The 14815-nt window shown below is 61.7% G+C and carries 10 protein-coding genes and 1 pseudogene; 10 read left to right on the plus strand and 1 reads right to left on the minus strand.

Annotation, left to right across the window (positions count from 1 at the left end):
- The 4 genes from feoB to AB5758_RS08700 form a co-directional block, all read left to right on the plus strand.
- Positions 1-1263, plus strand: a 1263-nt coding sequence (feoB, locus tag AB5758_RS08685) for a ferrous iron transport protein B (protein WP_368155499.1), incomplete at its 5' end; no start/stop codon positions are given.
- 121 nt (positions 1264-1384) lie between these two features.
- Positions 1385-2581 (plus strand): MFS transporter, encoded by a 1197-nt coding sequence (locus AB5758_RS08690; protein WP_195232353.1) that lies wholly within the window; start codon positions 1385-1387, stop codon positions 2579-2581.
- 153 nt (positions 2582-2734) lie between these two features.
- Positions 2735-4111 carry an alpha-amylase family glycosyl hydrolase gene (locus tag AB5758_RS08695; protein WP_271730161.1) on the plus strand — a complete coding sequence of 459 codons (1377 nt, stop codon included), beginning with the start codon at positions 2735-2737 and terminating at the stop codon, positions 4109-4111.
- Positions 4112-4114: 3 nt separating this feature from the next.
- Positions 4115-4678 carry a uracil-DNA glycosylase family protein gene (locus AB5758_RS08700; RefSeq protein ID WP_195363872.1) on the plus strand — a complete coding sequence of 188 codons (564 nt, stop codon included), beginning with the start codon at positions 4115-4117 and terminating at the stop codon, positions 4676-4678.
- Between the two features lies 1 nt (position 4679).
- On the opposite strand, the gene AB5758_RS08705 is transcribed toward AB5758_RS08700, so the two are convergent.
- Positions 4680-5342: a hypothetical protein gene (locus tag AB5758_RS08705; protein WP_271730160.1), complete on the minus strand. Its 663-nt coding sequence runs from the start codon at positions 5340-5342 to the stop codon at positions 4680-4682.
- Positions 5343-5435: 93 nt separating this feature from the next.
- On the opposite strand from AB5758_RS08705, the gene AB5758_RS08710 reads away from it, so the two are divergent.
- The 6 genes and pseudogenes from AB5758_RS08710 to AB5758_RS08735 form a co-directional block, all read left to right on the plus strand.
- Entirely contained in the window at positions 5436-6572 is a 1137-nt protein-coding gene (locus AB5758_RS08710; protein WP_138113107.1) for a pyridoxal phosphate-dependent aminotransferase, read from the plus strand.
- 504 nt (positions 6573-7076) lie between these two features.
- Positions 7077-7598: a 50S ribosomal protein L10 gene (gene rplJ / locus AB5758_RS08715; RefSeq protein WP_006235004.1), complete on the plus strand. Its 522-nt coding sequence runs from the start codon at positions 7077-7079 to the stop codon at positions 7596-7598.
- A gap of 102 nt (positions 7599-7700) precedes the next feature.
- A complete protein-coding gene (gene rplL, locus AB5758_RS08720; RefSeq protein ID WP_006235005.1) occupies positions 7701-8078 on the plus strand; it encodes a 50S ribosomal protein L7/L12 in 378 nt (125 codons plus the stop codon).
- A 314-nt stretch (positions 8079-8392) separates the two neighbouring features.
- Positions 8393-9301 carry a UTP--glucose-1-phosphate uridylyltransferase gene (locus AB5758_RS08725; protein ID WP_368152482.1) on the plus strand — a complete coding sequence of 303 codons (909 nt, stop codon included), beginning with the start codon at positions 8393-8395 and terminating at the stop codon, positions 9299-9301.
- Between the two features lie 287 nt (positions 9302-9588).
- Positions 9589-13080: a DNA-directed RNA polymerase subunit beta gene (rpoB, locus tag AB5758_RS08730; RefSeq protein WP_199408987.1), complete on the plus strand. Its 3492-nt coding sequence runs from the start codon at positions 9589-9591 to the stop codon at positions 13078-13080.
- 6 nt (positions 13081-13086) lie between these two features.
- Positions 13087-14815: pseudogene (locus AB5758_RS08735) on the plus strand (DNA-directed RNA polymerase subunit beta'); the annotation flags it as partial.

A 14815-nucleotide genomic window follows, 5' to 3' on the forward strand; every position in this document is an offset into this window, starting at 1 on the left:
GATATGCGCTTTAGCTTTATCGGCGACGTGTGCGGGCGCTGCGTCGTCAAACCGCACGAAAGCCGCGAGCACGTGCGCTCCGTCAAGATCGACCGCATCCTGACGGGTCGCTACACGGCCATTCCGGCGTTCCTGGTGATCATGGGCCTCGTCTTTTGGCTGACGTTTGGCGTGATCGGCGCGGCGTTGCAGGGACTCATGGAGGACGGTATCGCTGCTATCATCGCCTCGGCCGATGCGGGCCTCAAGGCGTTCGGCACCAACGACGTGGTGCGCTCGCTGGCTGTCGACGGCGTGCTTACGGGCGTGGGCAGTGTGCTGACCTTCCTGCCGATTATCGTCGTGCTCTTCTTGTTCCTCTCCATTCTGGAAGACTCGGGCTACATGGCGCGCGTCGCCTTTGTCATGGATAAGGTGCTGCGTCGTTTTGGCCTGTCGGGCCGCAGCTTTGTACCCATGCTCGTCGGGTTTGGCTGCACCGTGCCGGCTATCATGTCGACCCGTACGCTCCCATCCGAGCACGACCGCAAGATGACGGTCATGCTCACGCCGTTCATGAGCTGCTCGGCCAAGTTGCCGGTCTATGGTCTGCTGTGCGGGGCGTTTTTCCCACAGGCGACGGTTCCCGCCATGGTCTCGCTCTATCTGATCGGCATTGCGGTTGGCTGTATCGCGGCTTTGGTACTCAACCGCACGGCATTTAAGGGCGACCCGGTGCCGTTTATCATGGAGCTGCCCAATTACCGCCTGCCGAGCGTCAAGACGACGGTGATGCTGGCATGGGATAAGGCCAAAGACTTTATTACCAAGGCCTTTACCATTATCTTTGCCGCTACCGTGGTCATCTGGTTCCTTCAGACGTTCGACATCCGCTTTAATGTGGTCGCCGATCAGTCGCAGAGTCTGCTTGCCGGTCTGGGTAGCATCATCGCGCCGGTGTTGACCCCGCTCGGTTTTGGCGACTGGCGCGCCTCGACGGCGCTCGTCACGGGACTCATCGCCAAGGAGAGCGTCATCTCGACGCTCACGGTGCTTTTGGGCGCGACCTCGCCCGCGGCACTGTCGACCATGTTTTCGCCGTTCACTGCCTATGTGTTCCTGGTCTTTACGCTGCTGTACCCGCCCTGTGTGGCAGCCATCGGCGCCGTCAAGAGCGAGCTGGGCGCGCGCTACGCCGTTGCCGTGTTCGCGTTTCAAGTGACGGTCGCCTGGATCGTGGCGTTTGTCGTGCATTCGGCGGGCATGTTGCTGGGGTTGGCTTAGTTATGAATTGACGGCGCAACCTCTGTGTATCGAATTGTTTTCGGCCCCGCATCTGTTGCTGACGGATGCGGGGCCGTTGCTATATAATCGCCTCCGCTCAAAATGATTGGAGACGTTATATATGAGTCAGGCAAGGCAAGACGGCATCACGCTCAGGCAGTGGCTCCCGCTCGTCGGGCTCACCTGCTGTGCGTTCGTGTTCAACACGTCGGAGTTTATGCCCATCGGCCTTTTGACTGATATCGCCGCGTCGTTCTCGCTCACCGAGGCCCAGGCGGGCATCATGATCTCGGTCTATGCCTGGGGCGTCATGCTGCTGTCGTTGCCGCTCATGGTGTTCGCTTCGCGTTTCGAGTTCAAGCGGATGCTGCTGGGCGTGCTCGCCGTGTTCTCGCTGGGCCAGTTCCTGTCCGCCTTGGCACCGACCTATCCCATCTTAGTCTGCGCGCGCCTGGTGGTTGCCTGCGCGCACGCCGTGTTCTGGTCGGTCGCCTCGATCATGGCGTCGCGCCTGGTTGACACACGCCACGGGGCGCTCGCTATCAGCATGATCGCCACGGGCTCTTCCATCGCACAGATCTTTGGCCTGCCGCTCGGTCGCGCCATTGGCTTGGCCGTGGGCTGGCGCATGACGTTTGCCGTGGTCGGAGCGCTGTCTGCTGTCGCGGTCGTCTACCAGGCCACGGTGTTCCCTGCCATGCCAGCGGGCGAGCGTTTTACGCTCAAGCAGCTGCCCGAGCTGCTCAAGAACCCGTTCCTCATCGCGCTCTACGCAGTCACGGTCTTCATGGCGACCGGCTATTACGCAAGCTACAGCTATATCGAGCCCTTCCTGGCGCAGGTCGCGCACGTCGATGCGGGCGCCATTACCATGACGTTGACGGCGTTTGGCTGCTCTGGTTTGCTCGGAAGCTGGCTGTTTGGCCGCCTGTTCGATGGGCATCGCTTCCCGTTCTTGGCTATCACGCTCTCCGGCGTGCCGGTGGCTCTGCTGCTCATGGGTCCGGCCGCATCGTCACTCGCTGCGGTTCTCGCTGTGTGCGCACTGTGGGGTTGCTGCGCCACGGCCTTTAACGTGGCGTTTCAGGCCGAGCTCATCAAGCACACGCCGGCAGATTCGTCGGCCGTCGCCATGTCGATCTTCTCGGGCCTGTTCAACCTCGGTATCGGCACGGGTACCGCGATCGGCGGAGCCGTGGTTTCGGGTCCCGGTATCGCCTGGATCGGCTTTGTGGGCGGGGCGATTGCCGTCGTGGGCGTTATCCTCGCCATCACGGTGATGTTCCCAGCCATCCGCCGCGCCAAGCCCGTCGCCTAGCCACGTCCCCTCATCAGTTGCGGTGGAATAGTTCCTGTTTAAGGCCTTTGAAGGCCCAAGCAGGAACTATTCCACCGCAACTTATTTTGGGGGAGGGGATACAAGCTGGGCATACAATGGATGTCGTTGTGTTGAGCTTACCGGGAGGTTGCTATGTGGGCATACGAGACGACGTTCTATCAGATCTATCCGCTGGGCTTTTGCGGGGCTCCGCGCGAAAACGCCGCGCCCGTTGCCGAGGATGAGCTCGCCCAGGTTGCCAACGCCGCGCCCAACCCCGATGCTCCTATCATGAAGGTCGCCCAATGGGCCGACTACATGCAGGAACTCGGCGTTGGCGCTGTGCTCATCAACCCACCGCTCGAATCTGATAGCCACGGCTACGATACACGCAGCCTGCGCCATATCGACCGTCGCCTGGGTGGGGACGCCGACTTTGCCGCCGTATGCGACACGCTGCATGCCCATGGCATCCGCGTGGTGCTCGATGCCGTCTTCAACCACGTCGGCCGCGGTTTTTGGGCCTTCCGCGATGTGCAGGAGCGCAAGTGGGACTCGCCGTACAAGGACTGGTTCCACATTAGCTTTGACGGCGATTCCTGCTATGGCGATGGCTTTTGGTACGAGGGCTGGGAAGGCCATTTTGAGCTTGTGAAGCTCAACCTGCAAAATCCCGCTGTGGTCGATTACCTGCTCGAGTCCGTGCGCCGCTGGGCCGAGGTCTTTGGCGTCGACGGCCTGCGCCTGGACGTTGCCTATATGCTCGACCGCGACTTTATGCGCCGCCTGCACGTCTTTACCCGTGAGCTCAAGCCCGACTTTGTGCTGATCGGCGAGACGCTCCACGGCGACTACAACCAAATCGTCAACGACGAGATGCTCGACTCGTGCACTAATTACGAGTGCTACAAGGGCCTGTATTCCAGCTTTAACTCGGTCAACATGTTCGAGATCGCCCATTCGTTGCACCGTCAGTTTGGCGGCGACCCTTGGTGCATCTACCGCGGCAAACATCTGCTTTCGTTTGTCGACAACCACGATGTGCCGCGCCTGGCAAGTATCCTCACCGACAAATCCTGCCTGCGTCCCGCCTACGGCATGCTCTTTGGTATGCCGGGCATTCCGTGCGTCTACTATGGCAGCGAGTGGGGGATTCCTGGCGAAAAGGGCGACCCCGATGGTGACTGGGCTCTGCGACCTGCGCTCGATGAGCCTGCGCCCAACGAGCTGACGGCGTTCATCACGCAGCTCGCACACCTTCGTTCGGCCGACGACGCGGCGGCCCGTGCTCTCAACTACGGTACCTATCGCAACGTGGTGATCCAGAACAAGCAGCTGCTGTTCGAGCGCGCCTGCGACGACGCGACGGTGCTCGTGGCGGTGAACGCCGTGGGCGAGCCTTACACCTTTGGCGCCGGCGAACTCAACGGCTCCTTCGTCGACTTGCTTGCCGACGATGCTCCCACGGTCGAGCTGACGGGCACCCTTGAACTTGCACCCTACGAGGTGCGCTATCTGTTGAGAGCCTAGCCCATGGCCGTGTCTGACGAGGACTATCAACATATTGAGCATGGGTTTGAGCCTGTGTTCGACCAGCGCTCGCGCGTTTTGGTGCTGGGGTCGTTTCCCTCGGTGCTCTCGCGTGCCAATGCCTTCTACTATGGCAATCCGCAGAACCGCTTTTGGCGTGTGATGGCCGCGTGCCTCGGTGTATCCGTGCCGTCCAACGAGGGCGATCCTTTGGCAAACGGTGAGCCCGCGACGCTCGATGCCTCCATTGCCGCCAAGCGGGCCATGCTGCTGAACGGCGGCGTGGCCCTGTGGGATGTGATCGAGAGCTGCGACATTAAGGGCTCGAGCGACGCCAGCATCAAAAACGTCGTTCCGGCACATATTGAGCGCATTACGGGCAATGCGCCTATTGAGCTGGTGGTGTGTAACGGAGGTACGGCGGGGCGCCTCTATAAGCGCTATCTAAAGGAGCGGACAGGCCTGCCCGCTGTCGTATTGCCGTCAACTAGTCCCGCTAACGCGGCTTGGCGTCTGGAACGTCTTGTTGAGCGTTGGCGCGAAGCCGTTGACTGGATCGCACGGTAGTCTAGATCCTTGATTGAGCATGGGTGCCGAGGCGTTTCATGATGGCATGCCAGATCGGTGTGGGCAGCGCGGGCCTGGCGCGCACCATGCCGTCGGCATCGACGCTACCGGCATTGCCGCCGCCAAGTCGCTGTGCATGCTCGACGGAGCAGCCCATGCGCACAGCGCCCACAAGCTTATCCATCGCTTCCGAAAATGGTCGGCGCAAGAGGCCCATGCGTGGGGAATGGCGAAGCGCCGCAATGCCGCTGCCAGCGCAAATGGCAACGCCGCCACACCACAATTGGTCATGGCGCTCACATGCCTTGTGCAGGCGAACGGCGGCCCCACGCGCCTGCTCAGTGCTCTCTTGTGCGGCTTGGATCACGGCATAGACACGCGTTCCCGTACTGCCAAAGCGCTCAAGCGCCTGCTCGATAGCAGTCAACGTCTCATCGTCAGCCATATCTTCAATGGCCAGCACGATGCCATCGGCAACGCCGTCGGCATTATCCGCCTTCAAGTCAACCGGGTGGGGGAGTACGGTGCCGGAAAACCGGGCATAGGCGGCGATGGCATCCTGCAGGTCCCAGAGCAAAAAATCAAGATCGGCGCTATTGGGAATACTGATATACGCAATGGTTTGCAGTGTCTTTGGTACGTCGCCACGCGCGGTCGTCTCCATGCCATCTCCTTTCCGGCTCGTTTCCGTTTAGGTTACACCGTCTGGCGGCGCCCCGCCGCGCTATCCTAGTGCAACCCTTACGAAAGGAACGCCATGCGTCTGCCCATGAATACCTCGCTTGCCACGCTCAAGCCCTCCGGCATCCGCCGGATTAACGCGCTCGCCGCCCAGCACCCGGGGTGCATCGCGCTTGCGCTTGGCGAGCCCGATTTTCCCACGCCCGATGTGATTAGCGCCGAGGTGACCGCCGCACTGGACCGCGGTGACACGCACTATCCGCCCAACAACGGTCGCCCCGCCCTGCGTGATGCACTGTCCAAATATATGGATGACGCGGGCCTGGCGTTTTCCGCCGATGAGGTCATCCTGACCGACGGTGCGACCGAGGCACTGTCGGCAACATTCATGGCTATGCTCAACCCCGGCGACGAGGTCATTATCCCCACGCCGGCCTTTGGCCTGTACGAGAGCATCGTCGTGGCCAACCACGCCAAAGCAGTCTTTTTGGATACGGAGCCTGCGCAATTTCAGATTGACGAGGATGCGCTTCGTGCTTGCGTGACGCCGGCGACCAAGGCCATCGTCATCTGCTCGCCCAACAATCCTACGGGCTGTATCCTCAACGCGGCTTCGCTTGACGCCGTGGCGCACGTGGCGGAGCAGACGGGCATCTACGTGGTCTGCGACGACGTATACAACCGCCTGGTTTATGTGGATGGCTACGAGCGCTTTGCCCAGCATCACCCGGAGCTTCGCGATCAGACGGTCGTCATCGAGAGCTTCTCCAAGCCCTGGGCCATGACCGGCTGGCGCCTGGGCTGGCTCGCAGCAGCGGCACCCGTCATCGCCGAGATCGCAAAAGCTCACCAATACCTAGTATCGAGCGCCGTCTCCTTCGAGATGGACGCCGCGGCCCGAGCCCTGACCGTCGACCCAACCCCCATGCTCAAAGTCTACCGAGCCCGTCGCGAACGCGTGCTCGCAGCTTTAGACGCCATGGGCCTCGACGTAGTAGAGCCCGCAGGAGCCTTCTACACTTTCCCGAGCATCAAAAAGTTCGGCCTAACCAGCGAGGGCTTCTGCATCAAAGCCATCAAAGAGGCCAACGTAGCCCTAGTCCCGGGCGACTGTTTCGGCACCGAAGGCCACATCCGCCTCAGCTACTGCGTCTCCGACGAAAACCTGGACGAAGGCCTAAATCGCCTGTCCACCTTCATTTCAACCTTATAGCCCAACGGGACGCAACACATCAGCCCACCGACATAAGGGTTATGCGTGGGGCGCGCCGGCCAACGGACACGAGGATTCGCAGCAAAGGCAACGTAGCTCCGGCCGGGAGGGGCAGGGCGAGTTTTCCGTAGATTCCGCACGAGCCGAAGGCCACTTAATGTGGCCTTCGTGCGAGCCCAGGACTTGATCGAGCGGAAAACTCGCCCTGCCCCTCCCGGTCGGAGCGTATGCAGGGTTTGTGTACGAATCCTCGCGCCCGTTGACCGACGCCGGGGTCCCCGCCATAATACTTTCGGTTCACGCACGAATCCGCTGCCAGAGACAGCCGGCGCAAACGGGTCTTACCCGCGAGCTTAATGGGACTTCCCGCCAGCCGAGGTGGTCGAGTAGATATGTCTTCTCGCCCCCGTCGCTCATGCAGCGCGGGGGCTTTCTTTTTGGACATGCCCCCGTCACGTCCTTGTGGCGGACCGTGCCCGGAAAGAATTCGAGGAGGTGTAATTCATGCCCCAGCAGTACAAAATCGACAAGGTTGCAGAGATCGAGTCCCGTATCGCCGAGAACGCCGGTCTGTTCGTCGTCAACTACAACGGTCTGACGGTTAAGCAGGCTCAGGAGCTGCGTCATCAGCTTCGCGAGTGCGGTGCCGAGATGAAGGTCTACAAGAACAACCTGGTCAAGATCGCTCTCAAGAACCAGGAGCAGCCCGAGCTCGACGAGATTCTCGCCGGCCCCGTCGCTTATGTGTTCTACGAGTCCGAGCCGGTCGAGGCCGCTAAGGCCCTTAAGGACTTCTCCGCTAAGTCCAAGGGCGTCCTTGAGATCAAGGGCGGTATCTCCGACGGCAAGGCCGTTTCCGCTGATGATGTTAAGGCTATCGCCGAGCTGCCCACCAAGGATCAGCTTCTCGGCCAGATCGCCGGTCTCATCTCCGGTTTCGCTCGCGACATCGCTGTCTGCGTCAACGGCGTTTCCTCTGGTCTCGCTCGTTCGATTCAGCAGGTCTCCGAGCAGAAGGCAGCCTAGTCGCTGTTTTCACCCGCGGCGGCAACGCCGCACCCCTGGCGCATTCGCGCCGTGTTTTAACTGATCTCCGTGCATTCGCACGGAAACCGAAAGGACTTAGAAATGGCTAAGCTTACCACCGATGAGATCATCGATGCTCTTAAGGAAATGACCCTTCTCGAGGCTTCCGAGCTCGTTAAGGCTATCGAGGACACCTTCGGCGTTTCCGCCGCTGCTCCTGCCGCTGTTGTCGCCGCTCCCGCTGCTGGCGCTGCTGAGGCCGAGGAGAAGACCGAGTTTGACGTCGTGCTCGAGGGCTTCGGCGACAACAAGATCCAGGTCATCAAGGCCGTCCGTGAGCTCACCAACCTTGGCCTGAAGGAGGCCAAGGAGGTCGTCGAGGGCGCTCCCAAGGCTGTTCTCGAGGGTGCCAAGAAGGAGGACGCCGAGGCTGCCAAGGAGAAGCTCGAGGCTGCTGGCGCTGCTGTCACCCTCAAGTAATCAGGCTTTCTCGCCAGATTTCTTTGCAGACGGGGTTCGCATTGCGAGCCCCGTCTTTTTTGTTTTTCGGTCCCTCGAGATCGGTTGCTTAAACTGCCATGTTCTGTGATTTGCGTCGTATCGGGTGTCCTGCCGTTGGGCAATAAAATTGCACCATTCGAGCAATAATTTGCGTTGACCTGCTGAAGAATTGTCTCTGCCTTGTAGCGACATATAGTTCCAGCGGTAAGATGCTTAAGTATCGCAATTTGGTCTGCGGCTGTGTGCCGCACGCATGGGGCGCTTTTGCGCCTGCGAAAGGATCTTTGAATAACATGAAGGCAATCATCCCCGCCGCCGGTCTTGGCACGCGTTTTCTGCCTGGCACCAAGTGCACGCCCAAAGAGATGCTGCCGGTGCTCGACAAGCCCGTCATTCAGTACGTCGTCGAGGAGGCGCTCGACCCCGAGGAAGTCGACGACGCCATCATCGTTACTTCTCCCGGCAAGCCCGAGCTGCTGAACTACTTCCAGCCCGATCGCTCGCTCGAGAACCTGCTGCGCGAGCGCGGCAAGAACGCCTATGCCGATGCCGTCGCCCACGCTGGCGGTATGCCGGTCGACTTCCGCTATCAGTACGAGCCCAAGGGCCTCGGCCATGCTATCCGCTCTGCTGCCGACGCCGTGGCAGGGGAGAACTTCCTGGTTCTTCTGGGCGACTACGTTGTGCCTAACCGCGACATCTGCGACAAGATGCTCGCCGTTTCCAAGGAGCACGGTGGCGCTTCGGTTATCGCCGTCGCTGCTTGCTCGCCCGAGGAAGTCAGCCGCTACGGCGTTATCGCCGGTGAGCGCGTCGGTTCGCTCGAGGGCGCCGAGGACGTTGCCGATGTAGAGCCGGGCGCTGTCTGGCGTATCGGCGGTCTGGTCGAGAAGCCCGCTCCCGAGGCGGCTCCGTCCAACCTGTACATTGTCGGCCGTTATCTGCTGAGCCCGCTGGTCATGGACCTGCTCGCTGATCAGCAGGCCGGCAAGGGCGGCGAGATTCAGCTCACCGACGCCATGGCCCGCTCGCTCGATCGCGAGGCTATGTACGCTGTCGTTATCGACCCGCTGTCGGGCTACGACACCGGTACCCCGTCTGGCTGGATGGCCACCAACGCCCTCATGGCCGCAAGCGATCCTCGCTTTGCCAGCGCCTTCTGGGACGCCATCGACGAGCGCGGCGGATTGATGCGCAAGTAAGCCTTCGGGCATCGACATTTACGGGCGCGGACCTCGGTTCGCGCCCGTTTTTTATAAGAGCTGCGATTGCCGGCTCTCTGTTCACAGAAAATATATGAACAGATGTTCGATACATATACATCTACCTGCGTGTTTTCTGTCGAAAAACTTTGCTACTCCAAAAACTCAATCGCGTCAAGGCTTTTCTTGCCCAACGGTCGGTACCTGATAAACTATTAGGTTGCGATAACTGGCGAAGCTATGCCTCGCCAACCCACCGAGCATTTCCGTGAAGGAGGAAAAACCTGGTGACCTACGCATACACTGCCACTGAGCGCAAGCGCGTCAGCTTCGGGAAAATCCCGGAGGCCATGGAGCTCCCCAACCTTATCTCTGTTCAAAGGGAATCCTTTGAGCGTTTTAAGGACGAGGGCCTTCGTGAGGCGTTCAAGGAATCCAGCCCCATCCAGAGCCAGAACCATGTTCTCGAGGTTACCTTCGGCGAGCATCAGTTCGGCGACCCTGCGCACACCGTCGAGGAGTGCCGCGAGAAGGACATGACCTATCAGGCCCCGCTCCTGACCGACGTCCGTCTCACCAACAAGGAGACCGGCGAGATCAAGGAGCAGCTCGTCTTTATGGGCGACTTCCCCATGATGACCGATCAGGGCACCTTCATCATCAACGGTACCGAGCGTATCGTCGTCTCGCAGCTCGTCCGTTCCCCGGGTGTGTACTACAGCTCCGAGATGGATTCGGGCAAGCAGATCTACAAGGCCCAGATCATCCCGTCCCGCGGTGCCTGGCTTGAGTTTGAGGTCGACAAGCGCGACCAGCTCATGGTCTCCATCGACCGTAAGCGTAAGCAGAGCGCCACGATGTTCCTGCGCGCCCTTGGCATCGCCGTCACCAACGACGACATCATCGAGCTGCTCGGCAACTCCGATGTGATTAAGCGCACCCTGGAGCGCGATACCGCTCTCACCCGCGAGGATGCCCTTATCGAGATCTACCGTCGCCTGCGCCCGGGCGAGCCTCCCACCGTGGACGCTTCCCGCAGCCTGCTCGAGGGCCTGCTCTTTAACCCGCAGCGCTACGATCTGGCCCGCGTCGGCCGTTACAAGGTCAACAAGAAGCTCAACCTCACCACCGAGGAAGAGGTCACGGTGCTCACCGACGAGGATATCGTCGCGACGCTGCGCTACCTGCTGTCCCTCGCTGCCGGCGAGCAGGGCTTCAAGGTCGACGACATCGACCACTTTGGCAACCGCCGCATCCGCACCGTCGGCGAGCTCGTCGCCAACCAGTTCCGTATCGGCATGAGCCGTATGGAGCGCGTCGTCCGTGAGCGCATGAGCTCCCAGGACATCGACGAGATCACCCCGCAGTCGCTCATCAACATCCGCCCGATCGTGGCCTCCATCAAGGAGTTCTTCGGTTCCTCGCAGCTCTCGCAGTTCATGGACCAGGCGAACCCCCTGACCGGTCTGACCCACAAGCGCCGTCTGTCCGCACTCGGCCCTGGCGGTCTTGCCGGCCACAAGTCCGGCTCCAGCCGCCGCACCAACGTGCCGACGGCCGTCCGCGACGTTCACAACTCGCACTACAGCCGCATGTGCCCGATCGAGACCCCCGAAGGCCCCAACATCGGCCTGATCGGCTCGCTCGCCCTCTACGCCCGCGTCAACGAGTACGGCTTCATCGAGGCTCCGTTCCGCCGCGTCGAGAACGGCGTTGCCACCGACCAGATCGACTGGATGACCGCTGACGAGGAAGAGAAGCACGTCATCGCGCCGGCCAACACGCCGCTCGATCCCAAGACCAACGAGTTCATCACGACCGATGCCGAGGGCAAGATCGTCCGTCCGCACACCGTGATCGCCCGTACCCGCGACTTCGACGGCTCCTTCGGCGCTCCCGCCGACGTGCCCGTCGAGGACGTCGACTACATGGACGTCTCCCCGCGTCAGATGCTCTCCGTCGCAGCCACGCTGATTCCGTTCCTGGAGCACGACGACGCCAAGCGTACGCTGATGGGCGCTAACATGCAGCGTCAGGCCGTGCCGCTGGTTCACCCCGCCGCTCCCTATGTCGGTACCGGCATGGAGCGTCGCGCCGCTCTGGACTCCGGCGAGGTCACCCTGGCCAAGAACGCCGGCGAGGTCATCTTTGCCGACGCCGCCAAGATCATCGTCAAGCATGCCGGTGGCATGGATGAGTATCATCTGGCCAAGTACCAGCGCTCCAACCAGTCCACCTGCATCAACCACCGTCCGCTCGTGCGCGTCGGTGACACCGTTGAGCAGGGCGAGCCTCTGGCCGACGGTCCTTCGACCGATCACGGCGAGCTCGCACTGGGCCAGAACCTCACCGTGGCCTACATGCCGTGGGAAGGCTTCAACTACGAGGACGGTATCGTCGTGTCCGAGCGCCTGGTGGCCGAGGACCTGCTGACGACCATCAACATCACCCGTCACGAGATCGACGCCCGCGACACCAAGCTCGGCCCCGAGGAGATCACCCGCGAGATCCCGAACCTCTCTGAGGATATGCTTGCCAACCTCGACGAGGACGGCATCATCCGCATCGGCGCCGAGGTCGGCCCTGGCGACATCCTGGTCGGCAAGGTCACGCCTAAGGGCGAGAGCGCTCTGACCGCCGAGGAGCGCCTGCTGCGCGCCATCTTCGGTGCCAAGGCCCACGACGTTCGCGACACCTCCCTTAAGATGCCTCACGGCGCTTACGGCCGCGTCATCGACGTCGTCCGCTTTAGCCGCGAAAACGGCGACGATCTGGCCCCCGGCGTCAACGAGCAGGTGCGCGTCTACGTCGCCCAGCGTCGTAAGATCCAGCAGGGCGATAAGATCGCCGGCCGCCACGGCAACAAGGGTGTTATCTGTAACGTTCTGCCGGTCGAGGACATGCCCTACATGGCTGACGGTACCCCGATCGACGTTATCCTCAACCCGCTGGGCGTTCCTTCGCGTATGAACGTCGGCCAGCTGCTCGAGTGCCACCTTGGCTGGGCTGCTGCGTGCGGTTGGGATACCGAGCAGGCCGACTCCGACAAGTACGTCCCCGGTCCGTTCTTCACCGCGACGCCCGTCTTCGACGGCGCCAAGGAGGACGAGATCGCCGAGGTCATCCGTCGTGCTAACAAGAACATGCTCAACAAGGCCACCGCTGCCTTTGGCGATCACATGCGCCCCGAGTTCGTCACCCAGCTTGACGAGCGCGGCAAGACCCGTCTGTTCGACGGCCGCACCGGCGAGGAGTTCCGCGAGCCCATTACCGTGGGTACGTCCTACATCCTCAAGCTCGGCCACATGGTCGACGACAAGATCCACGCTCGTTCGACCGGCCCTTACAGCCTGGTTACCCAGCAGCCTCTGGGCGGCAAGGCTCAGTTCGGCGGCCAGCGCTTCGGCGAGATGGAAGTTTGGGCACTGTACGCTTACGGTGCTTCCAACGTCCTGCAGGAGATCCTGACCGTCAAGTCCGACGATACCGTGGGCCGCGTCAAGACCTACGAGTCCATCGTCAAGGGCGAGAACGTCCCGGTCCCGGGTATCCCCGAGTCCTTCAAGGTTCTCGTCAAGGAGATTCGCTCCCTCGCACTGGACATCGAGCCCATGCACGATGCCGACGAGGACGCCTCCGCCCCTGTGACCGCCGAGGAGACCTCCGCTCTCGACGACCTGGCTGCGCTCGCCGGCGTTGACGCCGACGTCGAGGCCGAGGATGCCGAGACCGCCGAGGCGCCCGAGGCTGTCGCCGCCACGACCACTGATAAGGAGTAGTTGACTGTGGCAGATTTCGAAGCTACTGATTTTGACTCGGTAAAGATCTCCCTTGCCTCCGCCGACCAGATCCGTTCCTGGTCGCACGGTGAGGTCAAGAAGCCGGAGACCATCAATTACCGTACCCTCAAGCCCGAGAAGGACGGCCTGTTCTGCGAGAAGATCTTCGGTCCCGCCAAGGACTGGGAGTGCTCCTGCGGCAAGTACAAGGGCATCCGCTTTAAGGGCATCGTCTGCGAGCGCTGCGGCGTCGAGGTCACCTCGGCCAAGGTGCGTCGCGACCGCATGGGCCACATCGAGCTCGCCGCTCCCGTGTCCCACATCTGGTACTTCAAGAGCCCCACGAGCTTCCCGATGAGCCGTATGCTCGACATCAAGTCCAAGGACCTCGAGAAGGTTCTGTACTTTGCCAGCTACATCATCACCGAGGTCGACTATGAGGCCCGCGAGGCCGACGCCGACGACCTGCGCGAGGAGCTCGCCGCCGATCTGGAAGAGATCGATGCCGAGTGCGCCCGCCAGATCGAGTCCCTCAAGGAGCAGGGCAACCCCGAGAACTTTGACGAGTTCTCCGACGAGGAGCCGCTGACCCCCGAGGAGATCGCCTCTGGCATCGTCGACATCGAGGAAGAGTGCAAGGACGAGAAGCAGCTCCGCACGGACGCCTTCAACGCCTTCATGAAGCTCAGCGAGCGCGACCTCATTTCCGATGAGCCGCTGTTCCGCGAGATGACCCGTTACTACTCCATGTACTTCAAGGGTGGCATGGGTGCCGAGGCTGTCCGCGACTTGCTCGCTGCCATCGACCTCCCCTCCGAGGCCGAGAAGCTCAAGGCCATCATCGCCGACGAGGATTCCCAGAAGCAGAAGCGCGAGAAGGCCGTCAAGCGCCTTGAGGTCGTTGACGCCTTCCTGAAGGGCGGCAACGACCCCGCGAACATGATCCTGGACGTTATCCCGGTCATTCCGCCCGATCTGCGCCCGATGGTTCAGCTCGACGGCGGCCGCTTCGCCGCGTCCGACCTCAACGACCTGTATCGCCGCGTGATTAACCGTAACAACCGACTCAAGCGCCTGCTCGACCTGGATGCCCCCGCGATCATCGTGAACAACGAGAAGCGCATGCTCCAGGAGTCCGTGGACGCCCTGTTCGACAACGGCCGTCGTGGTCGCCCGGTCTCTGGCCGTGGCGGTCGCCCGCTCAAGTCGCTCGCCGAGGCCCTCAAGGGCAAGCAGGGTCGCTTCCGCCAGAACCTGCTGGGCAAGCGTGTCGACTACTCCGGCCGTTCGGTCATCGTTACCGACCCCAAGCTGCTACTGCACCAGTGCGGTCTGCCCAAGACCATGGCGCTGGAGCTCTTCAAGCCCTTCGTCATGAAGCGCCTGGTTGAGCTTGGCAAGGTCGAGAACATCAAGGGCGCCAAGCGCGCTATCGACCGCGGTGCCACCTTTGTGTGGGATATCCTCGAAGAGGTCATCGACGGCCGCGTCGTGCTGCTCAACCGTGCACCGACCCTGCACCGTCTGTCCATCCAGGCCTTTGAGCCGGTGCTGGTCGAGGGCAAGGCTATCCACCTGCACCCGCTGGTCTGCTCGCCCTTCAACGCCGACTTCGACGGCGACCAGATGTCTGTCCACGTGCCGCTGTCCAGCCAGGCTCAGGCCGAGGCCCGCGTGCTCATGCTCTCTGCGAACAACCTGCGCTCGCCGGCATCCGGCAAGCCGGTCAACATCC

Origin of the sequence: Collinsella aerofaciens (assembly GCF_040926405.1) — a bacterium.
In the GTDB taxonomy this organism is placed as follows: Bacteria; Actinomycetota; Coriobacteriia; order Coriobacteriales; family Coriobacteriaceae; genus Collinsella.

What these genes read in the sequence shown, in the direction of transcription:
- AB5758_RS08690 (WP_195232353.1), top strand. Translation starts at nt 1,385, where the DNA reads ATGAGTCAGGCAAGGCAAGACGGCATCACGCTCAGGCAGTGGCTCCCG.
- AB5758_RS08695 (WP_271730161.1), top strand. Translation starts at nt 2,735, where the DNA reads ATGTGGGCATACGAGACGACGTTCTATCAGATCTATCCGCTGGGCTTT.
- AB5758_RS08700 (WP_195363872.1), top strand. Translation starts at nt 4,115, where the DNA reads ATGGCCGTGTCTGACGAGGACTATCAACATATTGAGCATGGGTTTGAG.
- AB5758_RS08705 (WP_271730160.1), bottom strand. Translation starts at nt 5,342, where the DNA reads ATGGAGACGACCGCGCGTGGCGACGTACCAAAGACACTGCAAACCATT.
- AB5758_RS08710 (WP_138113107.1), top strand. Translation starts at nt 5,436, where the DNA reads ATGCGTCTGCCCATGAATACCTCGCTTGCCACGCTCAAGCCCTCCGGC.
- rplJ (WP_006235004.1), top strand. Translation starts at nt 7,077, where the DNA reads ATGCCCCAGCAGTACAAAATCGACAAGGTTGCAGAGATCGAGTCCCGT.
- rplL (WP_006235005.1), top strand. Translation starts at nt 7,701, where the DNA reads ATGGCTAAGCTTACCACCGATGAGATCATCGATGCTCTTAAGGAAATG.
- AB5758_RS08725 (WP_368152482.1), top strand. Translation starts at nt 8,393, where the DNA reads ATGAAGGCAATCATCCCCGCCGCCGGTCTTGGCACGCGTTTTCTGCCT.